Raw genomic sequence first — 22,151 nt, forward strand, 5'->3', positions numbered from 1 at the left:
TAGGGCGGTAAAAATATCAAAGACCCGATACCCTGTTAATCGCTACGCGGCTCCTCTTAAGTGAACTACATTGCACCTTTGTGTGGAGTTTTTTGTTGTTACCTGTTTGCGTATGTCGGCATAAGTTCATTTAGCAAGAGCGAGTTAACAGGCATGCTTTGCTATCAATTTTGCCAGTGTTTGCATCGCTTGACTCCAATCGGTTTCATGACCAAAGTTTGCCACGCTGAGGCGTACGCAATGCCGATATTGCCCTTGAGTGCCAAATACGGTGCCGGGAAGTAGGCTGATTCTGTGCTTATTGCATGCTTGATACAACGCATAGCTGTCCGTGTCTTCGGGCAGTCGCAACCAAAGTAAGAACGAGCCTTGTACGGCGTTGATCTGGTATCGATTTTTTAGAGGTTCGTATTCATCCAAGTATTGATGAAGCATCTGGATAAATCGTCGCATGTTGTTTTGATAAACCCGACCCATTCGCGCAGTATGCGTTCGATACTTGCCTGACGTTAGAAACGTTGCCACGGCGGATTGCATCAGGTTCAAACTGCCCATGTTCTCACACAGTAGATATTGTTCAATTTGGTCTCGATATCGCCCCGCCAACATCCAACCAATTCTCAAACGCGAATCGAGCGTTTTGGATAACGAATTCACGTAAATTACGCGTTGCTTGTCATCGAGCAATCTCAAGCTTGGCAACGGCTTATCATAACTTAACCCGCCAAACACATCGTCTTCGATAATAGGAATATTGCCGGACGCCAATAGTAATTGTTGACGCTTTTCTAGCGGCATCATGGCACCAGTTGGATTGGTGAAGTTTGGCGTTACGATGATCGCTTTTATGTCCCATGTCGCCATTGCTTTTGCTAAGGCTTCGGGGCACATACCGTCGCGTGGGCAACTCGGAATTTCCACCACTTTGAGGCCGAGTGATTCTAGCATCAATAAGTTGCCAAAATAGCAAGGGGACTCCACCGCGACGATATCGCCTTTTTGTGTCGTTGCGCGCAGCGCTAGGCTAATGGCTTGTTGCGCGCCGTGCGTCACCATGATCTCATCCAACTTGGCTGGCGTGCCCAAATCTTGTGTGATTTTCGCTAGTTGTTTGATTAAGAGGTGATCACCGGGTGGTAATTGGTAATGGCTCGGTACATGCGTTTGCTGCCGGCTGTGGCGGCCGATCTCGGCGTACAAGCTTTTGATCGCGGGGGAGTCAATGTTTGGGTGGGCAGAACCGGTAGGCAAACGCTCTTGGTATTCAGGATAAGTAAGGATTTCTTTGCAGATCGAGAGCAAATCCACGCGAGTCGGATCCGGAATTGAGCGAGAGGTCGGCAAGGCGACTTTAACTCGATAACCCGATTTGGGAACCGAGTAAACCAAGTTTTGTGCTTCCAGCTCTTGATACGCACGAATCACGGTATTTTTACTGACGTTTAATTCTTGGCTCAACGAGCGAATGGAGGGCAGTCGATCATCCGCCTGATAAACGCCACCATTGATGGCTTGTTTGAGGTGTTTTTCCACCACGAGGTACTTATTCCCTTCACCGCTTCCCAATAAATCTGTACCCATAAAAACACTTCCATCTGTCACTTTTTGAAAACACTGTACCTAATTACATTAGCAGTATCTCAAAACATAAAACAAGCGTGAGTGAGGCGATCATGTTAATCCGAGCCATCCCTTTTGTATTTGTCATCCTTTGGGCTTCTGGATTCGTTGGTGCGCGTTTTGGTTTGCAATATGCCGAGCCAGCGACACTACTTTCTATCCGTATGGCATTCAATGTCTTACTGTTTTTGGTTCTTGTGGCGGTATTGCGTAGAAGGTTGCCGACAGGAAAAGATTTTTGGCACAGCTGTGTAGTTGGTGCGTTGATCCACGGTTTCTATCTGGGCGGTACTTATTTCGCTATCGCCTTGGGTATGCCTGCTGGGTTGAGTTCGTTGTTGGTGGGTATTCAACCGATTTTAACCGCGGCTTTGCTGGTGGCGTTTGTTCGTGAGGAGTTTAAGCCCTCGCAATGGCTGGGTTTGGCTCTTGGTTTTGTCGGTATCGCTATGGTGTTGATGGGCAAAATGGAGTGGCAATCCGAGCAGCATAAAGTGCTGGCTATTGGTTTGTGTTTATTGGCTTTGGTTGGTATCACGCTAGGGACGCTTTATCAGAAAAAACATTGCCAACAAGTGGATATGGTCGGTGGTGCGACGGTGCAATATTTGGCCGCGCTCATCATGTTTCTGCCCGTTGCGATGCAGTTTGAAACCATGCAAGTGCAGTGGGAACTGGAGTTTATTTTGACTGTGTTGTGGTTGGTCGTCGTGCTCTCTTGTGTAGCTATTCTACTGCTGTTGTACATGGTTAAGAACGGTGCAGCATCGAGCGTAGCTTCTGTATTCTACCTGGTGCCGCCAACGACGGCGATTCAGGCTTGGCTCGCGTTTGGAGAGTCATTTGATTGGATGGGGATTTCTGGTTTCGTACTGGCAGCTACGGCGGTGTATTTGGTGGTTAAAAAGCCGGATCTGACGATAAAGAAATCGATTCAAACAGAATATACCTAAATTGGGTAGGGACATTTGCGTACCAGTGGGTACAATCTGCTTCATCTTAATCCGTGGAGCAGAATGATGAAGGTAAAGCCAGATCGAATGACCGCCATGCGTAGCATCATCGAGCAAGTAAAAGCGGAACTACCAATTTATGAACCAGAAACGTTTGTATGTGGACCAGAAGGGCAGTGCATTGGCTGTCCGAAGAAATTGTTGGAAATGGTCGATTCAGAAGTCACTTATTGGGAGTCAGCCATGGAGCGCGGCATTGTTCCGCAGTTCGATGAGATTCGTCGTTTTGGCAAAATGTGCACGAATGTTCGTCGTGGTCTGGTGCGAAATAATGTGCCTTTACTCAGTAACTAGAGAGTAAAAGTCGTCTAATATCTGACACATAGCGTCGTTTTGTTACACTGCTCTTTGGGTGCTGTTCTCAAGTTTGCGTGGTGTTTGTCTCTTCTTACCCTTTGGGTCTTTAATCGTAAAAAATTGGCGATATATTGGCTCGGTCTCACATGGATGTGGGGCTATTGTCTTGGGCTAGTTGAGATAAGAAACGTGAAATCAAAGGGATTTACGCTGATGGAAATCACCATAGTGCTTACCACTTTGGCTTTCATCGCATTAGCTGCTTTACCAGTACTACTCGATATTCATCGCCAAGCATACGCTGCGATGCTGCACAGTTCTCAGTCTTCTTTGGGTACGGCTCTCAAATTCTTTCATGCTCAAGCTGTGATTGATAACGCTTACGGCCAAGAGCACGTTCACTACATTGACCGACATGTCAAAACACGCAAAGGCATGCCAGAAGCGAGTGCCGATAGTATTCGAGCTTTGTTAGAAATCGATCTACCAGCCAGAGGTTATTCGAAAATTGACGTGCCGTGCAAAGGCAGTGATTTTTGCATCATCGGTCAGCAGCACCCAAACAGTGCTCATTTTGTCGCTATTCCTGATTATCAGTTCTTAGATAAATCGGGTGTTGATCGCGTGGTGTACATTTGGCCGCAAGGTTACACACTGGCAGAAGAAGCATGCTATTTCTACTACGTGAATCAAGCCTCTAACGATTCAATTGTTCGAGGGCATGTGACGCAAGGGTGTTAACCCCGAATAAGTGTTGCGAACAACGGTTATCGTGACTCTACAAATCTGGGCTTTTCGAACGGCTTTGCGCTTTATACAATATCATTTTTTGACTCATCAAGACTTTACCATTTGGCAAGGTCACTTCCCCAAGTTCTCCCTGATGTTCAAATCCAAACCGTTCATACAAAGCAATCGCTGGTGTGTTGGTTGTGTATACGTAGAGTGCGATTTGGTCGTAACCAAATTCCCAACCACGTGCGATCGCGACTGCCAATAGTTTCCGCCCCAATCCTTTGCCTCGGTAGTTTTTGTCGATGTGAATACCAAGAATACCGACGCGAAGGCGTTGCCCTCTTTCGTAACCGCACATCTCAGCTGGGTAGATTTCAACACTACCGATAAGTTTTTGGCGGTCAAACGCGACAAACTGAGGGATGGACTCGTTTTCCACACGTTGCAGGATTCTGCGAAGCGTTGCGTTATCGGGTGCCGGAGAAATCAAAAATTCCCCTTCGGAGTACACTCGATTCCACAGCGCGGTGAAGCGCGCGATATCGCTCACCTTGATGGATCTGATTTGCATTCATCTTCCTTGATTAGTGCAGGTTAGTAACGGTTAGGGGATAAGCTCAGATAAACAACGAATTTGGTTAGGAATGGCTTCGGCTGGTGCATCAGCGCCCGTTGGGTTAAACCAAATTGTGTTTACGCCCGCTTTCATCGCAGGGTAAATATCTTTGTGAGGTAAATCGCCAACCATGGTTATTCCACTTACGTTAACCCCTAACTGTTTTGCGATGGCGAGATAAAACTCAGGTTGGTTTTTAGCGATACCGAGGTTGGCAAAACAAAAATAGCCATTTAAGTATTGGTCTAAGTCGACGCGAACAAATGCACGCTGAATCTCTTCCATGTTGGAATCAGATGCACTGGTCGCAATGTAGATGGGATGATTTTGGGAAAGTATTGCCAGTGTTTCTCTGGCTTGAGGAACTGCTTCTACGTGTTCCCAATCGCACATTTTTCCTTGTGCGTGAGGGAAATCTACCATCAAGGTGTTCCCCCAATCGAAAAGATAAATCATGTTCGAATCTCCTTATCCGCACATCATATCGTCTTTTTCTAAAATCAGGGGGTAAATTGCATCGATAAATGCGATTTAGGTGGGTTTAGTCGTGAAAAGCGCTTAATTGTCGTTATCGTTACAAATGTTTCAGCATAATGCGTGAGTTAGTTTTAAAACCTTGATTATCGTAAAAGCGCTGTGCTGGCTGATTGAGTTCCATCACTTCCAATCGAACTTGTGTGGCATTGGCATCGCGCGCCCATTGCTCACAGGCTTGGAGCAGTTGGCGGCCGATTCCTTGCTGCTTTTGCGCTTCATCGACAACAATTGTTCCCACGCGACAAATTGGGTCTTTGATCAGAAAACTGATGGTGTCGTTTTGGGTGATCATCGCGGTTAAGAAGCCGAGAATTTGCTGTTCGCGTTCGGCAATCAAAAAGAGTCGCTCTTTGTTCTCTAGTGCTTGTGCAAGAAATTCGCGGTCAGCTTCTGAAGGCGCAACAAAGGCTTCTGGCGCATTTGCAAAATGCAGTGAATTAATTTGAAAATTAAGCTGAAAAATTTCGTCTAAATCATCGGGAGTTGCTTGTCGGATATGGACTTGCATTCTATCTGCCCCCTGCAATATCGATAAATGATCCCGTGACATAAGAGGCTTCGTCACTTAATAGCCAAGCGATCGCATTTGCCACTTCTTCTACCGTGCCACCGCGTTTAAGAGGAATTTGAGGGCTGAGTCTATCTACTCGGTTTGGTTCTCCGCCGTCGGCATGCATATCAGTGTAAATGAAACCAGGTCGAACGCCATTGACGCGAATATTGCGCTCTGCCAACTCTAGCGAGAGCCCTTTAGTTAAGGTATCCATCGCGCCTTTTGATGTGGCGTAATCGACATACTCAAATGGCGCGCCTGAGCGCGACGCTCCAGAGGAGACATTCACAATTGCACCGCCTGCACTGAATCGCCTCGCCGCTTCTCGACAGCAGAGGAAACAGCTATTCACATTGGTGTTCATTACTTTCTGAAAGCGTTCCAAGCTGATTTCAGACAAAGGCGATTGAGTAAATAGGATGCCAACGTTGTTGACCAAGTGCGTCACTGCACCAAATTCACGTTCTGTTTCATCAAACAAGGAGAGCACTTGCTTCTCATCGGCTACGTCTGCGGCGATGGCAATCGCTTTTCCACCGTTTGCTTGTATTTCTGCCACAACTTGGTCGGCGGCCTCTTGCTGAGTGCGGTAATTAACGCAAACGCGATAGCCTTGCTCGGCCAGCTTTTTTGCCGCTGCGGCTCCAATGCCTCGGCTTGCGCCGGTAATGATGACTACTTTATTCAAAATACGTCCTTATTTATGTAGTGAGTAGATTTTATCGGCGTAGGGTTTGCCACCAATTTGGTATGCGTCTGGAATGACCTCAATGAGTTCGAAACCACATTTTATCAGGACACGCTCTGATGCAATATTGCCTTCAGTGACCGTCGCGGAAAAGTGGTTGATGTTATGTGTCGAGGTTGCCCAGTATAGAAGCGCTTGAAGAGTTTCTGTTCCAAACTGTTGGCCATGAAATTCCGGCAAAAGTAAGTAACCTACCTCTGCCTTACCGTTTTCAATAGCAAAGCCAGTGATGCCGATGGGTTGTTCAGATTGCTTATCGAGTATTACAAGGCAAAGCCAATGCTGGCAATTTGGGGTCCATGGTAATAATCGCGAAGCAAATTTTTCTCTTATTTCTGTTTCGCTGGGACGATCGAAACAGAGCGCAATAACCTCTTGTTCGGAAAGTAATCGTTGAAAGAGTTCCCAGTCACTGGCTTTGATGGGTCTTAATTGGCTTCTGTGCGTCTCGATGTAAACTGACATGCGTGTCCTTACTGCATCAATGTGGAGATTCAGTCTCTCATCCTCTTATCTGTTTAATCAAATAGTTGCATTCATAAAAGTGATTTATGTGGTGAATAGTTGGCTGGGTAATGGATTATTGCCATATATTCATCTTTGAGATGCAAATAACAAAATTTCATACTTGAGGCATACAGAGCAACACGGAAATGATGTGGATCAAGAGAGGACTACCCATAAAGTAGTAATTTGCGACCTATAATTACATTTTATTTGGAAGTGTTGCTAATTATGTCAATAAAAAAACGATATGTTGCACTGCTGGTTGCTGCCGGCATTGGTGTGGGCTGGTTAACTTTGGGGGGGAGTGCGGCAGTAATGCATTACACCTCAGATACTGAATTTTGTCTCTCGTGCCACTCTATGGAAACCCCTTACAAAGAGTACCAAGGCTCAGTGCACTTCAGTAATGCGAAAGGCATTCGCGCGGAATGTTCTGACTGTCATATTCCTCAAGAACCAATGGATTACCTGATCACCAAAATTCGCGCGTCGAAAGACATCTACCATGAATTTGTGACAGGTAAGATCGATACGCCAGAGAAATATGAAGCACATCGTAAAGATATGGCTGAAACGGTATGGGCTCAGTTCCGTGAAAATGATTCAGCGACGTGTCGTTCGTGTCATGATTTCGATGCAATGGAAGAGTTTGAGCAATCACGTGATGCGGCGAAGATGCACGCTTACGCGAAAGCAAACGATCAAACGTGTATCGATTGTCATAAAGGTGTGGCGCACTTTGCACCAGAAGCAGAGCTAGACAGCAAGGCATTTGAAACGTTGATGAGCTTCACCACAAAAACATCACCTAATGCCAAGGTTGTTTACCCTGTGACTGAAATCGCAATGGGTGAGATGGGTAAAATTAACCCAACGACGAAGTTGGAAGTAATCAGCTCTGAAGGCGACAACCGCACTGTTAAGTTGAACGCATTCCAAATGAAAGGCGCAGAGCAAGTGCTTTACATGGGAGAAGGTCAACGTGCCATCGTTGCAACGCTAACAGAGCAAGGCCAACAAGCGCTTGAAACTGGTGAATTTGAGGCAGATGTTTACGGCAACGAATGGCGCGCGGTTTCTCTAACTGGCGCTATTGATTCTCCAGTTGTTGACACGCTTGAACCAGTATGGTCATACGCAGAAGAGTTGGACAACGTTTACTGTGCAACTTGTCACGCGAAAATTCCTTCAAATCACTTCACAGTGAATGCATGGGGACCGGTAGCGAAAAGTATGGGTGATCGAACTGATATTTCAGCCGAGAACCTAGAAATTCTAACCAAGTTCTTCCAGCACCACGCGAAAGATGTGGTTGGTCACTAACGATAAATAGAAGGATAAGATTATGACTAATATGACCCGTCGCGGATTTCTAAAAGGCACTGGTATGGCGGCTGGTGCAATGGCATTCACTTCATTTGCACCTATGTCTGTTGCGTCTTCAAACCAGCGTGGCAAGGGCATTTTGACAGCGGGCCGCATGGGCCCAATGCTGTGTGAAGTGCAAGACGGTAAGCTGGTTTCAACCACGAACGCATTGCCACAAACGGTACCAAACAGCCTACAAAGCACCGGTCCTGACCAAGTGCACACTAAAGCGCGTGTTAAGTACCCAATGGTTCGCAAAGGTTACTTGGCAAACCCATCAGCTCCCGAAGGAGTTCGTGGCAGCGATGAATTTGTACGGGTGTCTTGGGATGAAGCTTACAAGCTGATACACGAGCAGCACATGCGCATTCGTAAAGAATATGGCCCGGCTTCTGTGTTTGCTGGTTCTTACGGCTGGCGTTCAAGTGGCGTGCTGCACAAAGCACAAACCTTACTGCAACGTTACATGAGCATGGCGGGTGGCTATTCAGGCCACTTGGGTGACTACTCAACGGGTGCTGCGCAGGTCATCATGCCGCACGTTGTGGGCTCTATCGAAGTATACGAGCAGCAAACCACGTACCCAGTGGTACTAGAGTACAGCGATGTGGTTGTGCTTTGGGGCTTAAACCCGATCAACACTCTAAAAATCGCGTGGAGCTCAACAGACTGTGCTGGTCTTGAATTCTTCCATCAATTGAAAAAATCAGGCAAGACGGTTATTGCGATTGACCCTATTCGTTCTGAAACCATTGAATTCTTTGGCGAGAATGCGGAGTGGATTGCTCCTCACCCAATGACCGACGTGGCAATGATGATGGGTATCGCACACACCTTGGTGAAACAAGGTAAGCACGATAAAGCCTTCCTCGATAAATACACCGCAGGTTACGACAAGTTTGAAGCGTACCTGATGGGCGAAGAAGACGGCGTAGAAAAATCAGCAGAATGGGCATCACAAATCTGTGGCGTACCTGCGAAGCAACTTGAGCTACTGGCTGACATCTTCAGTAAAAACCGCACCATGCTGATGGCGGGTTGGGGCATGCAGCGCCAACAATACGGTGAGCAGCGTCACTGGATGCTGGTTACACTGGCAACGATGTTGGGTCAAATCGGTTTACCGGGCGGTGGTTTTGGTTTCTCTTATCACTACTCAAACGGTGGTAACCCTGCTCGTGATGCTGGCGTACTTCCTGCGATTTCGGCATCGCTGGGTGGCGGCTCTTCTGCGGGGAACGACTGGGCGGTGTCTGGCGCGGTGCAAAGCTTCCCTGTGGCGCGTATTGTCGAGGCGTTGGAAAACCCAGGTCAATCCTACCATCATAACGGTCATGAACTGACGTTCCCGGACATCAAGATGATTTGGTGGGCAGGTGGTGCGAACTTTACTCACCACCAAGACACCAACCGTCTGATCAAAGCGTGGCAAAAGCCTGAGCTGATCGTGATTTCAGAGCCTTACTGGACGGCGGCTGCGAAGCACGCGGACATTGTTCTGCCAATCACCACATCGTTCGAGCGTAACGACTTAACGATGACGGGTGACTACAGTAACCAACACTTGGTGCCAATGAAGCAAGTGGTTGAGCCGCAAGGTGAAGCGCGTAATGACTTCGATGTATTCGCGGACATGGCAGAGATGCTAGCTCCGGGTGGCCGTGACGTATACACCGAAGGCAAAACCGAAATGGAATGGCTGTACGGCTTCTACAAGGCGGCGCAACAAGGTGGCCGTGGCTCTCGCGTAGCAATGCCGAACTTCAGCAAGTTCTGGGAAGATAACCAACTGATCGAGATGAAGTGGAACGAGAAGAACGCACAGTTTGTTCGTTACGCAGATTTCCGTGAAGACCCGATCATGAATCCACTCGGTACACCAAGTGGTAAGATCGAAATCTTCTCGAAAACCATTGAAGGCTATCAGTTGGAAGACTGTCCTCCACATCCAACGTGGATGGCACCAACCGAGTACACGGGTACTGCGAAAGATGGCGAGTTGCAGCTAATGACCGCGCACGCAGCGCATCGTCTACACAGCCAATTCAACTACGCGAAGATTCGCGAAGAGTACGCAATTGCAAACCGTGAACCTATTTGGATTCACCCTGAAGATGCGAAAGCGCGTGGTATTAAAACGGGCGATCTAGTTCGTGCGTTTAACAACCGTGGCCAAGTATTGGTTGGTGCAGAAGTGACTGACCGAATCAAGCAAGGTTCAGTGTGTATTCATGAAGGCGGTTGGCCGGATTTGGATCCTAAAACCGGCATTTGTAAGAACGGCGGTTGTAACGTGTTAACGTTGGATATTCCGACCTCTCGACTTGCAAACGGCTGTGCGGCGAACTCGGCACTGGTTCGTATTGAAAAATACACTGGCCCAGAATTAGAACTAACAGCGTTTGAACCACCAAGAAATGGCTAGAAAAAAGTAGCGATTGAAAGCAAGAAGCCAGCGAATCGCTGGCTTCTTTTTATCTAGTCATCGTTCACATTAGCGCGAAGCGAGAGAAACAAACGGCATCTGTTTCTTAATCTGAAATGTCGGGAGTAAAGTAAATACAATCGCGACAAACAAGACCGAGCCTATTAAATCTTCAGGGCGATGCATGCCCAGCCATAAGCGGCTATATGCGACGCTCATTCCCCACATCCACAATGACAGTGCAGAGATATAGCACTTGTTCTGTAAGAACAAACCACCAAAGAAAGCCAAACAAATCGAAACGAAAATCGTATGGCCGGATGGGAAAGAATAGTCTTTCTCGCCTTGCCAATGGCGCGTTCGCCAATCACTGACGTGTTCAGAAATCTGGTTAATTACGTTGGCTTGCTGCTTTGTATCCAACTGATAAAACGCTTCTGGGTGCTCAATCAATTGCTCTGCAGCAAGCAGTTCGGCGTAGGGACGCGGGCTTTCTGTCATCAGTTTTAGCCCCGTTTTGCTGGCAAAACCAATCACCAGTAACAACCCTAACATTGAGAGTTTTTGTATCCACTCAATGCGACTTGGTTTAAAGCGAAATAAAGAAAGCAGTAGCAGTGTTAACGTAATTAAAAAACCTTTGCTACCAGCAGAATCTGTGAGCAAAGTAAAAGTAATACCCAGACTTTCAGGCACCTGTGAAGTGAGATTGTGATAAGAGCCAAACAGCGACATTGGGATGATGCCAAGAACAAACAAGGCGAGCATCATCAATCCATATTTTTTGGTTTTCATTGAGAGCGTTTTGTTTTTATTGAGGGTTATTCAACCACGTGAAAATAAGGGGCTTATCTTACGTTATCTGGCGTGAAAAACTTATCAACGCTCTGTCAATTTGACGAGAGAATGAAGGTTGAGTGATGAATTGATGACATTTATCCGGAGGGTAAAGGCGCTCATCCTTAAGCGTTGGGGCCTTAATCCATCAGAGAAAGTAAGTACTCTGCTGCTTTGGTTGGGTTTTCTGCATGACAAATGGCAGAAACCAAAGCCAAACCATGCACACCTGTCGCACTCAGGGCAGGAATGTTGGTTTCGTTGATGCCACCAATCGCGACGATTGGTAAGGGCGTGGTGTTCAGCGCCATCTTCAAACCATCAATACCCCAATGTTTTTTGGTGTTGGTTTTGGTTGGCGTCGCGAAGATCGCGCTCAAACCGATGTAATCAATCGGCAGAGAGTCCGCTTCTGCAAGCTGCTCTTCATTTTCGATGGATAAGCCGAGGATTTTGTTTGGTCCAATCAACTCACGAGCGATAGTTGCGGGCATGTCTGATTGCCCGAGGTGAACCCCATCAGCATCGACAGCCAGTGCGACATCTACGCGGTCATTGATGATCAAAGGAACATCGGTATCTTTAAGGATGTCTTTGACGGCTTGAGCACGTTCGATAAACGCACGCACATCGCCGTGTTTTTCGCGGACTTGTACCATGGTCACGCCACCTTCCACGGCTTTTCTCACGACACGTTTTAGTGTGGCTAAATCTTGTTGGTCGTCGGTGACCAAATACAAACGATAGGCGTTCATTGTGTTTCCTTTCGCCTCCCACTTTCGTTGGAGTGAGAGGCGTTTAAAGCATTGAGAAGCGATTTATCTCACTTGTAATTTAAGGCGTGTTGCCAGTGTTTCTTCATCCAGTTGGTAAAGCTCATCCAAAAGATGCATTTGCAAGCTACCTGGCCCTCGCGCTTGCTCAGCCGCAATTTCACCCACAACGCCAAGCACCGCTGCCGCAGCAAGGCCCGTTTCGTCGCCGATTGCTGCGAAAGCGCCAGTCAGTGCCGTTAGTGTGCAGCCCATGCCCGTTACGTAAGGCATCATCTCGTGACCATTATTCAGCTGGACGGTTTGCTCTTTTGTCACGATGTAGTCAGTTTCGCCGGAGATCACCACGCTCGCTCCGTATTCTTCAACTAAGAAGTGAGCCGCCCCAAGGGCTGCATCACTACTGTCGAGTGCATCTACACCTTTGCTTTGTGCTTGCTCACCAGCGAGAGCAATGCTTTCGGACGCATTACCACGAATGATTAACTTGTTTGCAAGGCGTGCGATTTCACGTGATGTCTCTGTACGTAGTGAGCTTGCTCCGCAACCGACTGGGTCGAGTATAACGATTTTACCATTGGCATTGGCTTGCTCTACGGCATAGCTCATACGAGGTGTCCAAACGCTGTCTAAGGTACCAATGTTGATAACCAGTGAGCCCGCGAACGACATCATCTCTGCCATTTCCTGCTTGGAGTGCGCCATGATTGGAGAAGCGCCGATAGCCAATAGCGCGTTTGCCGTGTTGTTCATCACCACGTAGTTAGTGATGTTGACGACTAATGGCTTTTGCTGGCGTACTGCGGTTAATGCTTGGGTGATTTGTTCAATTAACATGAGACTCTCCGATTAATCTTGCTGAGCATTCAGACCTTGTTGCCAGAATGCTACTTCCATACGCGTTGCAGTTTTGAATACCTGAATCAGGTTTTGACCACGCTGACTATTGATGTCGATTTCCGCCAATAACTGGTTAAAGTGTTCTGCACCTTTTGCGACACCAGATTGGAACTCCTCACCACCGTAGAGGTTGATCCAACTTGCGTATGGGTTGCCTTCGATTACCGTGTTCTCATCTTCAATCAGCATCTTACCGATTACGGCATAACCGATGGAGCATGGCGCTAGTGCCGCGTATAGATCAACAAGATCGCCTGTCATGCCAGCATCCAATACATAACGGGTGTAAGCTACCGTGCCGAAATCTTCTGGCTCGTTTTCTAAATCGGATTCTGTCAGTCCCCATTGCTCACAGTAAGTCACGTGATGGGCGATTTCAGAATCTAGCAATGCATGTACGCTTGGTAGGGCACGGCGCATGTCATCCAAAGTACGTGCTTTGTAGATCGCTAATGCGTAAGCTCGTGCGTACTGTTTTAGGAAAAGAAAATCCTGCTTTAGATAGTGCAGAAAACAAGGCTGAGCCAGAGTGCCTTGCGCCAATTGCTGCACGAAAGCATGCTCAGTGTATTCTTGCCAATCTTGGCGGCAAGCGTCGATCAAATCTTGGTATTTCATTATGGGTATCTCGTTATCAAAAGACCCTAGGCTTTGAGCCTAAGGTCAGTAGAATTAGTCAAAGTTCGGTACGTAATCTTTCGCTTTTGGCAGTGTTTCGATGATTTTTTGTGAATACATGAATTCGGCATAATCATCGTAGCGTTTCAGATCTACTGCAGATGGACGAAGAGCGAAACGAGTTAGTGTGTCATTCCAAGCGCGCTGGTTAAGCTCGTTGTTGAGGGTGTCTGGTGAATAAGCCACAAACTCTTTCCAAGATTCTTTTGGATGGTTAACGATGTAAGTGGTCGCTTGCTCCAGTGCTTTGTTGAATGCCTTGATGGCTTCTTTGTCGTAGGTTTTTGCATTGGCTACGAAGACTAACTCGTCATACGCTGGCACGCCGTGTTCTTCAGGGAAGAAGGCTTTAGCTTTATAACCTTCTAGTGCAAGTTGGTTGGTTTCGAAGTTACGTAGACCACCCCAAATCGCATCCACCTTGCCAGACGCAAGAGACGAAGATAGCGCCCAACCTACGTTGATGATTTGTACGTCAGAAAACTTCACATTCTCTTGAGCTAACATAGTGCCGATTGTTGCTTCTTCGTTGCCTGCGATCGCAATACCGATCTTCTTACCTTTTAAGTCGCCAAGGTTTTCATTCTTACCGTTGTCCAACACCATCAGCGTGTTGAGTGGCGTAGCAATCAAAGTCGCAGAGCGGATTAATGGCAAACCCGCCGCGACATCGATAGTTAGGCTTGGCTGGTAAGAAATCGCCATGTCGACCTTGCCAGCAGCGACCAACTTAGGTGGCGTACTTGGATCTGCAGGCTCTTGAATGTTGACCTTCAAACCTTGTTCTTTGAAGTAACCGCGCTCTTTGGCAATCACGATAGGACCATGGTTTGGATTGACGAACCAATCCAACATCAGTGTCATCTCTTTTTCAGCTGCAAGCACGTTGGTTGATACCACTGAAGCGAGTAGAGCAGCAGCGCTCACAAGTTTGTTTTTATTCACGGGGTTCTTCCTTTTCTTTCCCAATTTTCTTTGGTTATTTTCTGTAATTACTTGCTTTCCCAAGGGATGGCTTTTTTCAATAATTTATCGGTGATGAAGTAGAGTGAGATAGACAGCACGGCGAGGATAAACAGCGCCGCAAACATCTCGTCAATGATCATGCGAGCGTTAGCTTGGAGCATCAGATAACCCAAGCCTTCACTTGAACCTACCCACTCACCGACCACTGCTCCAATTGGCGCAATAACGACGGCAACACGAATACCTGAAGCTAACGTTGGTAGCGCGGCTGGCAATTGAATATGACGAAGTAGCTGCCATTTCGACGCGCCCATGGTCTTGGCAAGATCGAGGTAACCTGTTGGTGTATTGCGTAAGCCGTCATAGCAACATGTCGTGACGGGGAAAAAGATGATGATCGCTGCCATGACGACTTTCGATGCAATACCGTAACCCAGCCAAAGCATGAGCACTGGCGCGATGGCGAACACAGGGATCGCTTGGCTAGCAATCAGAATAGGCAGTAACCAACGCTTCAGCGGCTCAAACATCAGCATTTGCAATGCGAACAGCAAACCCATCGATAATCCAAGCGCCAAGCCAAGTAAGATCTCTTGCGCAGTAACCCAAGTATGTTTGAGCAGGATATCGTAACGAGTGACCAATCTATCCAGCACTTCAATTGGTGAAGGTAAGATGAAGCCTGGCATGTCGAATACCACCACAACCAACTGCCACAATCCCAAGATCACCGCAGTGCTGATTACCAAGCGCAGAGCTTGATGGGTCACGCGTTCTTTTTTACCAATACGTGCCGAAACGGAGTTGTACTGAGTCATATCACTCATAGTCTTTCTCCAATTGATCCAAAATCGCTTGTTGAAGCGCGGCGCACTCTCCATCGAGAACTCGTGGTGGCTTGGAATCCGGAACAACCAAGTGCTGAGCTTGCGCAGGCGTACCTTGCAGTACATAGAGTTGGTGAGCTAATCGCACCGCTTCTTGTGGGTCGTGGGTAATAAGAACAACGGTCTTATCTTTCAGTAATTCGGCAGACAAGGTCTGCAACTTATGGCGAGTAACCGCGTCCAACGCAGAGAAAGGCTCATCCATCAGAACCAGAGGCTTGTCTTGCATCAGAGTGCGAGCAAGGGCAACACGTTGTCTCATGCCGCCAGAGAGCTGAGTTGGCTTAGCATCCGCGTAATCGGCGAGTTTTACTTGGTTTAGTAAAGCCAGTGCACGTTGTCTATTTTGCTCTGGTGCTTGCTCTTGAGAAAATCGAGAACTGAGGCAGACGTTGTCTAACACATTCAACCACGGTAGCAATAAATCCTGCTGAGCCATGTAAGCGATACGGTCATGCAGTGCAGCGCCATCCGTTGTGATGAGTTCGCCATGCCAGTCAACTTGGTCATCCAGTAGGCCAGCTAAGTAACGCAATATTGTGGTTTTCCCGCAGCCACTTCGTCCGAGTAATACCGTCCATTTACCGACGGGAATGGTCATGTTCATTCCTGCTAAAGTCGGTGTTTGGCTATCTTTGTATCGCAGGCTAGCATCGGAAAGCTGAATGCCAATCGCGTTAGCGAACATAAGTATGACCCGCAAAAAAGTGGTTCACAGGGCCGTGACCTTTACCGACATCCAGTTCATCAGCGTGCGCGATAGCTTGGCTGATGTACTGCTTACCAAGGTGCACCGCTTTGTGCAGATTGTTGCCTTGGCCAAGATAAGACGCAATGGCGGAAGAAAGTGTACAGCCTGTGCCATGAGTGTTTTTGGTTGGAAATCGCTTGGCGCTAATTAACTCGGCACTGTCTTGCATGATAAGCAGATCGTTGCTGTTTTCATTTTCTTCAAGGTGACCGCCTTTGAGCAGAATAGCTTTGGCGCCAAGCGCACGAAGGTCGGTAATCATATCGTTCATTTCAGATTCTGATTGAGGCATTGGCTTACCCGTCAATGCTGCGCCTTCGGGTAGGTTAGGGGTAATGATGTCTGCGAGCGGAATCAATTCTTCTTTTAAAGTGCTGATTGCCGACTGTTCCAGTAATAGATCGCCGCTGGTGGCCACCATCACAGGGTCAATCACGAGGTGTTTTGGCTGGTATTGTTTAATTTTGTCTGCAACGACTTTGATGATGTTGGAATCTGCCAGCATGCCCACTTTGACTGCAACGATGTTGAGGTCGGTAAATACTGCATCAAGTTGGCTCTCTACATGGTCGAGAGGAATGGGGAAAATCGCAGAAACGCCTTGGGTATTTTGCGAAGTAATCGCCGTGATTACCGAGCAAGCAAAACTGCCGGTTGCGGACATCGCTTTGATGTCGGCTTGAATACCTGCACCGCCACCACTGTCTGAGCCCGCGATGGTCAATACGATAGGGGTAGGCAAGGCTGGCGTGTGATGTGAATGAGGTTGTGATTGCTGCGTCATGGTCGCTCCTACTACAAGACGTATAGGAACTGACTTTGACCGTTGCAGATAGATCGATTTTTCGATCGCTATCGCTTACCTAAGAGGGGCGACGAAAGGCAAAGTGTGCATAGTTCCCTACGTCAGTGCTAACTGAATCAGGTTCAACGGGTCTCGAATTTCGATCTCAGCCAACACTTGTCGTGTGGCCCCCCGACTATTTCGTTCGGATGATAGCAGGACCATTGCGGAAGGGATACGTTTTTTGAGCGTAATTATAATGAGTATTCAATTATGCGAGGTGAGTGATAAAGTAAGCACCTAAATGGTTTGCTGGGTGGAATTTACTAGTGCAACGCTCTGGTGAATGAGCAGAACCTGGAATATTTAATAAATAATCGTGGTCTCGTTAAGCAAGGATTAGCACAAAACAAGGTTAAAAAACTGTTAAAATTTAACGTGTTGCCAATTTAACTTTGTTGAACTTTTTCACAGTTAATTAGGAAGGCTAAGACGATCATCGAGCAAGGAGACTTCATGCTTAATTCTGTAACAGCGAAGTCAGTGATCGATCATGCACTCTTTTTGGGGGCTGATTTCGCTGAACTATTCGTTGAACATCACCAAACCAACACTGTCCAGATCGCATCTGGTGAAGTGGATAAGGTTAACTCGGGTATCGATTTTGGTATCGGTATTCGTCTTTTTTTCGGTCATAAGGTGCTTTACGGTTACACCAACAGCACAGATGAAGCCGAACTAAAGCGCGTAACCTCGCTGCTTGCTGCAAAAGACAAGCGTGAGCAAATCGCGTCAGCGGGTTCTTTGAATTTGAACCGCTACCCAATCCAACATGGTTGCCGCATGTCGCTAAGTAAGGATGCTAACCTAGATTCAAAAATCGCGTTTCTATTGAAAGTTGACCAAGCCGCACGTGCTGAGAGTGAGCATATCAGCCAGTTTATTGGCAGCGTTCTTCAGCGCGAGCAACAAGTGTCTATCTTCAACTCAGAAGGTCTACACGTTGACGATACTCGCCACTACATTCGTGTTGCTGGTAACACTGTCGCGCAAAAAGGTAATGAGCAGTCTTCTGGTATGGAAGGTCCTGGCGCTCTTGCTGGTTGGGAATTCAGTGAACAGCTTGATGCCAAAGAGCTAGGTCAAACTATCGCGCAGCAAGCGTTAGTAAAACTTGGCGCGGATGCTTGTCCATCGGGTGAAATGCCGGTGGTGATTGGTAACGGCTTTGGCGGCGTTATCTTCCATGAAGCATGTGGTCACTTGCTAGAAACCACTTCAGTTGCGAAGAAAGCATCAGTCTTCCACGACAAGATGGGCGAAATGGTTGCTCACACCGCAGTGAATGCAGTCGATGATGGCACCATGACCAACGAATGGGGCTCGATTCACATTGATGATGAAGGTATGAAGACTCAGCGCACTCAACTGATCAAAGACGGTAAGCTAACCAGCTTCATGGTCGATAAAATGGGTGGCATGAAGACAGGTTATGAGCCTACGGGTTCTGGTCGTCGTCAAAACTACAAGTTCGCACCAACCTCGCGCATGCGTAACACCTTTATCGAAGAGGGCGAGCATTCACTTAATGACATGCTGGCAGGCATCGAACGTGGTATCTATGCGAAGAAGATGGGCGGTGGCTCTGTTCAACCGGGTACGGGGGAGTTTAACTTTGCTGTTCGTGAAGCCTACCTCATTGAAAATGGCAAAATCACCAAGCCTCTGAAAACAGCAACGCTGATCAGCACGGGTCCAAAAGTGTTGAAAGAAATCAGCATGGTCGGCAAAGACATGGCGCTTGCGCCGGGCATGTGTGGTTCCGTGAGTGGTTCAGTACCAACAACTGTCGGTCAGCCAACGCTGAAAGTAGATAACATTCTGGTAGGAGGCGGTAACTAATGAGCCAAGAACAACAACTTCTTAATGCGGTTGATTACGTCCTATCAGAAGCAAAACGCCAAGGTGCAGAAGCGGACGTCATTGTAAACCGTAACAGTAGCTTTTCTTTGAAAGCGAACCAAGGAAAGCTGGATGAGTACAAAGTAAGCTCAAGCCAAGTTCTGGGTGTTCGTGTTGTGAAAGATGCGCGTGTTGCAACAAGCTATTCTGAGTCGTTAGAGCAACCAAGCTTGGATTTGATGCTGACCAACGCACTGCAAAGCGCTCGCTTTTCCAAGCAAGATGAACATCAGACGATTAGTTGCGTGAACAGTCAAATCGCGACTGATGTTGCTGAGATTGCGCAAGAAGATACAACTTCTGTTGACGAAAAAATCGAACTGTCTCTCGCTCTTGAGCAAGGCGTAGTGGCTCTGCCTCACGCCTCTAGCGCACCTTACAATGGTTACAGCGATGGCGAAACACAACTGATCATTGCCAATACTCAAGGCACATTGTGTCAACACTTCGAGCGCTCGTTCACTTGTTACGCGTATACCTTGTTTGAAAAAGACGGCAAACAGTCAATGGCGGGTAGAATGTCACTGGGTCGCCGTTTTGATGAGTTGAATCCAGCTTACTGTATCGAGGGTGGCTACAACCTTGCTCGCGATCTTCTTGAAGGCGCACCGGTTGCGACGGGTAACTACCCTGCTATCTTCCACATCAATGCGCTAGCAAGTTTATTCGGTGCTTTCGGCAGTGCTTTCTCTGGCGTAAGCGCGATGAAAGGCATTACGCCACTGGGTGACAAGCTTGGTCAACGTGTTGCGAGTGATTTAATTACCTTTACTGATACGGCTTACATGCCAAATGGTATGGCAATCGCGAGTTTTGATAGTGAAGGCTTCGCTACTCAAGATAATGTCATGATTGCTAATGGTGAGTTGAAAACCTTGCTACACAACAGCCAGACCGCAAGTTACTTGGGCGCAGTCTCGACAGCAAGTGCCGCTCGCGGTGCAAAATCGAGCCTAGACGTATCAGCGAATCACAAAGTGATTGCGACAGGCAACAGCAGTGCGTCAGAAGTAAAAGCGGGTGAGTACCTAGAGTTAGTCGAGCTTCAAGGTGTCCATTCTGGTGCGGATGCAGTGAGTGGTGATTTCTCATTTGGTGCGAGTGGCTTCTTGTGCCGTGATGGAGAGCGCGTTCAACCAGTTCGTGGGATCACGGTAGCGGGTAACTTCTACAAGATGCTGCAAGAAGTTGAGGCAGTGGGTGATACTCAGTTAATTAACGATAGCCGAACTTTCTTCTCGCCAGACGTTCGTTTTGCTCGTTTGAGCATTGGTGGTAAGTAAACTTAGCATCCCTATAGAAACAAAAAAGAGGACTCAATGGAGTCCTCTTTCATTACCTAGCAACGTGTGCGCGAATAACTAGAATTCGCGTATGTCCAACTCATTGTGGATCAATACCACACACTGAGAAGCGAAAAGCATCTTAGGACCTAAGCTGATCTTCTCTGTGCCAAGGCGCTTTAAGCTGTGAAAAGACTTTTTCGGCATCGGTATATGGTCAGTTAGCAAGAAACATGGATTTTCACCAATTTCTGCATCACGAACAAATTCGCCTTTCTTATCCAACATATATAGTTGGTGATCTTCTGCCAGCTCTTGTACTAGGCGTTCAAAGCTCACTGTACGAACGGTAATACCAGGTTCGACTTCACGAAGTTGCTCTTTACCCATACCAACCGAAGCATCCAAAGCGCGAGCCACTGCTGCAATCAAGGTTGACTCATGGAAGCCGCCAATGTTGGTGATGTCGTTGGAGCGAATAGTAATGGTGCGTGAGAAGTCTTTTGTGCTTTCCAAAACCAAGTGAACAACCACATCTTCACGGTGTGATTGAGCAACGAACATAGTGTTCATCATGGTATGAGCAAGAATCTCTGTATGCGCTTCATTACCAACACCTTCTAACAGTGCTTTGCTGGTGGTTGGCGCCGCGCGAGCTCGTAAAACAAAAGAGCGCATGAATTTAGCCTCTATATAGGAAGAGTGAATGCGCGGAAGTATATACCCAAGCAGGGAAGGGATGCGAGTTTAATAGCAAATGTGAACTTACTTACAAAGCTTCGATTGTCGTGCGGAGTGCGCTGGTTAAAATAGAGGTAACCTGTTAGGAGCGGTATATGGAAATCAAACAGATAAATAAAGACATTTATAAAAAGAAAGTAAACCTTGTGATTGGCGGTTTTGTTGCGTTGCTCGCCATCTCCTCTCTTGCCTTTAGTACCTTGTTGATTGTTTTGTTCGGTAATACAGATGTAGTACCTGAACAGTCGACGGGGAACTTTCATTGGAACTTAATTGGTGTTGTGCTTGCCTTAGCTACTTCACTGTCTTTGCTGAACCAATTCAAAACACGCCCTTATATGGAAGAAGTGTTGTATGTCTGGAAACTCAAGCAGTTGCAGAACAAGATCTTTCGCAAACTGAAAAGCATTAAAGCCGCTTCTGCTGAGCACGATGTAAAAGCGCTGACGATACTTAAGTTCTACTATACGACTCAAAGTCAGGTGTTTGAGTTAGACAACAACACATTAACGATGAGCAGTGTAAATAAAGAATTAGAGGCAATTGAGCAAATCGAAGCGGCGAAGTCACTGGATCTTGATATCACAAGCTTTGAAGAGTCTTGGATTGACACATATTGATTGCCTATTTGCTACGTTAAGTTAACAACTAAGTGTTAAAAATAAGCGTTTGAGTGAGATTTCATCACTCGACGTTTTTTTTAAAGTTTTTTTCTAAAAAAGGGTTGCCAAGAAAAATCATCTCCCTATAATGCGCCTCCGTTGTCAGGGCAAAGCGGAAACGCAAAAGCAGTTGGCAATGAGGCGAAAGAAAAGCTTCTAAAAATTAATTTGAAAAAGTGTTTGACACTGAAAATTAATTCCTTAGAATACGCCTCCGCTTCGGTAGCAAAGTTTACGAAGCAAGCTCTTTAACAATATAGACCTATCAATCTGTGTGGGCACTCGTTGATGATAATCCAATTAGAAATTTCTCTTAATAAAGAGCGGTTTCAAATTAGGTTTCAATGAAACGAAGTGACCATTGAATCGAAAGATTCAGCACAGTCAATTCAAACATTACTTATGTAATGTTCAGTATTCATTGAGCCTCTCCCTATTTATTTAGGGAATCAAAAACTTTAAATTGAAGAGTTTGATCATGGCTCAGATTGAACGCTGGCGGCAGGCC

At 46.9% G+C, this 22,151-nt stretch carries 22 protein-coding genes, 1 pseudogene and 1 riboswitch; of the genes and pseudogenes, 8 read left to right on the forward strand and 15 right to left on the reverse strand.

What is annotated here, in order from left to right:
• Positions 1-144 precede the first annotated feature (144 nt).
• A complete protein-coding gene (locus R7Z41_RS22830; RefSeq protein ID WP_005383306.1) occupies positions 145-1,581 on the reverse strand; it encodes a PLP-dependent aminotransferase family protein in 1,437 nt (478 codons plus the stop codon).
• Between the two features lie 92 nt (positions 1,582-1,673).
• On the opposite strand from R7Z41_RS22830, the gene R7Z41_RS22835 reads away from it, so the two are divergent.
• From R7Z41_RS22835 to R7Z41_RS22845, 3 genes are all read left to right on the forward strand, one after another.
• Entirely contained in the window at positions 1,674-2,573 is a 900-nt protein-coding gene (locus tag R7Z41_RS22835) for a DMT family transporter (protein ID WP_047102508.1), read from the forward strand.
• Positions 2,574-2,639: 66 nt separating this feature from the next.
• Positions 2,640-2,927: a hypothetical protein gene (locus R7Z41_RS22840; protein WP_005374318.1), complete on the forward strand. Its 288-nt coding sequence runs from the start codon at positions 2,640-2,642 to the stop codon at positions 2,925-2,927.
• A 153-nt stretch (positions 2,928-3,080) separates the two neighbouring features.
• Entirely contained in the window at positions 3,081-3,671 is a 591-nt protein-coding gene (locus R7Z41_RS22845) for a type II secretion system protein (protein WP_254901939.1), read from the forward strand.
• Between the two features lie 37 nt (positions 3,672-3,708).
• Here R7Z41_RS22845 and R7Z41_RS22850 read toward each other — a convergent pair whose 3' ends face one another.
• The 5 genes from R7Z41_RS22850 to R7Z41_RS22870 form a co-directional block, all read right to left on the reverse strand.
• Positions 3,709-4,236, reverse strand: coding sequence for a GNAT family N-acetyltransferase (locus R7Z41_RS22850; RefSeq protein ID WP_047102510.1), 528 nt, complete (start codon positions 4,234-4,236; stop codon positions 3,709-3,711).
• A 33-nt stretch (positions 4,237-4,269) separates the two neighbouring features.
• Complete coding sequence (locus R7Z41_RS22855) at positions 4,270-4,737, reverse strand: HAD family hydrolase (RefSeq protein WP_047102511.1); 468 nt, start codon at positions 4,735-4,737, stop codon at positions 4,270-4,272.
• Between the two features lie 118 nt (positions 4,738-4,855).
• Positions 4,856-5,326, reverse strand: a complete 471-nt coding sequence (locus R7Z41_RS22860) for a GNAT family N-acetyltransferase (RefSeq protein WP_206970531.1) — start codon at positions 5,324-5,326, stop codon at positions 4,856-4,858.
• Between the two features lies 1 nt (position 5,327).
• Entirely contained in the window at positions 5,328-6,059 is a 732-nt protein-coding gene (locus R7Z41_RS22865) for a glucose 1-dehydrogenase (protein WP_017821007.1), read from the reverse strand.
• A gap of 9 nt (positions 6,060-6,068) precedes the next feature.
• Positions 6,069-6,584 (reverse strand): GNAT family N-acetyltransferase, encoded by a 516-nt coding sequence (locus R7Z41_RS22870; RefSeq protein WP_005374306.1) that lies wholly within the window; start codon positions 6,582-6,584, stop codon positions 6,069-6,071.
• Between the two features lie 270 nt (positions 6,585-6,854).
• Between R7Z41_RS22870 and R7Z41_RS22875 the strand changes: the two genes are divergently transcribed.
• A complete protein-coding gene (locus tag R7Z41_RS22875; RefSeq protein ID WP_005374302.1) occupies positions 6,855-7,949 on the forward strand; it encodes a NapC/NirT family cytochrome c in 1,095 nt (364 codons plus the stop codon).
• Between the two features lie 22 nt (positions 7,950-7,971).
• The gene (locus R7Z41_RS22880) at positions 7,972-10,419 is read left to right on the forward strand and encodes a trimethylamine-N-oxide reductase 2 (RefSeq protein ID WP_054575245.1); all 2,448 of its coding nucleotides are present in this window, start codon (positions 7,972-7,974) and stop codon (positions 10,417-10,419) included.
• A gap of 69 nt (positions 10,420-10,488) precedes the next feature.
• Here the strand turns inward: R7Z41_RS22880 and R7Z41_RS22885 are convergent, their stop codons facing one another.
• The 8 genes and pseudogenes from R7Z41_RS22885 to thiD all read right to left on the reverse strand — a co-directional run bounded on the left by R7Z41_RS22885 (position 10,489) and on the right by thiD (position 16,995).
• Positions 10,489-11,214, reverse strand: a complete 726-nt coding sequence (locus R7Z41_RS22885; protein ID WP_025768774.1) for a phosphatase PAP2 family protein — start codon at positions 11,212-11,214, stop codon at positions 10,489-10,491.
• A gap of 182 nt (positions 11,215-11,396) precedes the next feature.
• Positions 11,397-12,011, reverse strand: coding sequence for a thiamine phosphate synthase (gene thiE / locus R7Z41_RS22890; RefSeq protein WP_054575244.1), 615 nt, complete (start codon positions 12,009-12,011; stop codon positions 11,397-11,399).
• 63 nt (positions 12,012-12,074) lie between these two features.
• Positions 12,075-12,866 (reverse strand): hydroxyethylthiazole kinase, encoded by a 792-nt coding sequence (gene thiM, locus R7Z41_RS22895; protein WP_054575243.1) that lies wholly within the window; start codon positions 12,864-12,866, stop codon positions 12,075-12,077.
• Between the two features lie 12 nt (positions 12,867-12,878).
• The gene (gene tenA / locus R7Z41_RS22900) at positions 12,879-13,547 is read right to left on the reverse strand and encodes a thiaminase II (protein ID WP_033907186.1); all 669 of its coding nucleotides are present in this window, start codon (positions 13,545-13,547) and stop codon (positions 12,879-12,881) included.
• A 54-nt stretch (positions 13,548-13,601) separates the two neighbouring features.
• Entirely contained in the window at positions 13,602-14,552 is a 951-nt protein-coding gene (locus tag R7Z41_RS22905; RefSeq protein ID WP_158173334.1) for an ABC transporter substrate-binding protein, read from the reverse strand.
• Between the two features lie 47 nt (positions 14,553-14,599).
• Positions 14,600-15,325 (reverse strand): annotated as a pseudogene (locus R7Z41_RS22910) (ABC transporter permease); the annotation flags it as partial.
• Between the two features lie 67 nt (positions 15,326-15,392).
• A complete protein-coding gene (locus R7Z41_RS22915; RefSeq protein WP_054575239.1) occupies positions 15,393-16,148 on the reverse strand; it encodes an ABC transporter ATP-binding protein in 756 nt (251 codons plus the stop codon).
• On the reverse strand, positions 16,138-16,995 hold the full coding sequence (gene thiD / locus R7Z41_RS22920; RefSeq protein ID WP_005383329.1) for a bifunctional hydroxymethylpyrimidine kinase/phosphomethylpyrimidine kinase: 858 nt from the start codon (positions 16,993-16,995) through the stop codon (positions 16,138-16,140). The genes R7Z41_RS22915 and thiD overlap by 11 nt, the downstream gene beginning before the upstream one ends.
• Before the next feature lie 97 nt (positions 16,996-17,092).
• Positions 17,093-17,200, reverse strand: a riboswitch (TPP riboswitch).
• Positions 17,201-17,511: 311 nt separating this feature from the next.
• Between thiD and R7Z41_RS22925 the strand changes: the two genes are divergently transcribed.
• Complete coding sequence (locus tag R7Z41_RS22925; protein ID WP_054575238.1) at positions 17,512-18,897, forward strand: TldD/PmbA family protein; 1,386 nt, start codon at positions 17,512-17,514, stop codon at positions 18,895-18,897.
• Complete coding sequence (locus tag R7Z41_RS22930) at positions 18,897-20,240, forward strand: TldD/PmbA family protein (protein WP_053304013.1); 1,344 nt, start codon at positions 18,897-18,899, stop codon at positions 20,238-20,240. The genes R7Z41_RS22925 and R7Z41_RS22930 overlap by 1 nt, the downstream gene beginning before the upstream one ends.
• Positions 20,241-20,318: 78 nt before the next feature.
• On the opposite strand, the gene trmY is transcribed toward R7Z41_RS22930, so the two are convergent.
• Positions 20,319-20,918 (reverse strand): tRNA (pseudouridine(54)-N(1))-methyltransferase TrmY, encoded by a 600-nt coding sequence (gene trmY, locus R7Z41_RS22935; protein WP_206970522.1) that lies wholly within the window; start codon positions 20,916-20,918, stop codon positions 20,319-20,321.
• Positions 20,919-21,076: 158 nt separating this feature from the next.
• Here trmY and R7Z41_RS22940 point away from each other — a divergent pair, with 158 nt between their 5' ends.
• Positions 21,077-21,601, forward strand: coding sequence for a DUF3087 domain-containing protein (locus tag R7Z41_RS22940; RefSeq protein WP_053304014.1), 525 nt, complete (start codon positions 21,077-21,079; stop codon positions 21,599-21,601).
• Positions 21,602-22,151: the final 550 nt, after the last annotated feature.

Source organism: Vibrio sp. 1457, assembly GCF_033340195.1.
In the GTDB taxonomy this organism is placed as follows: Bacteria; Pseudomonadota; Gammaproteobacteria; order Enterobacterales; family Vibrionaceae; genus Vibrio; species Vibrio alginolyticus.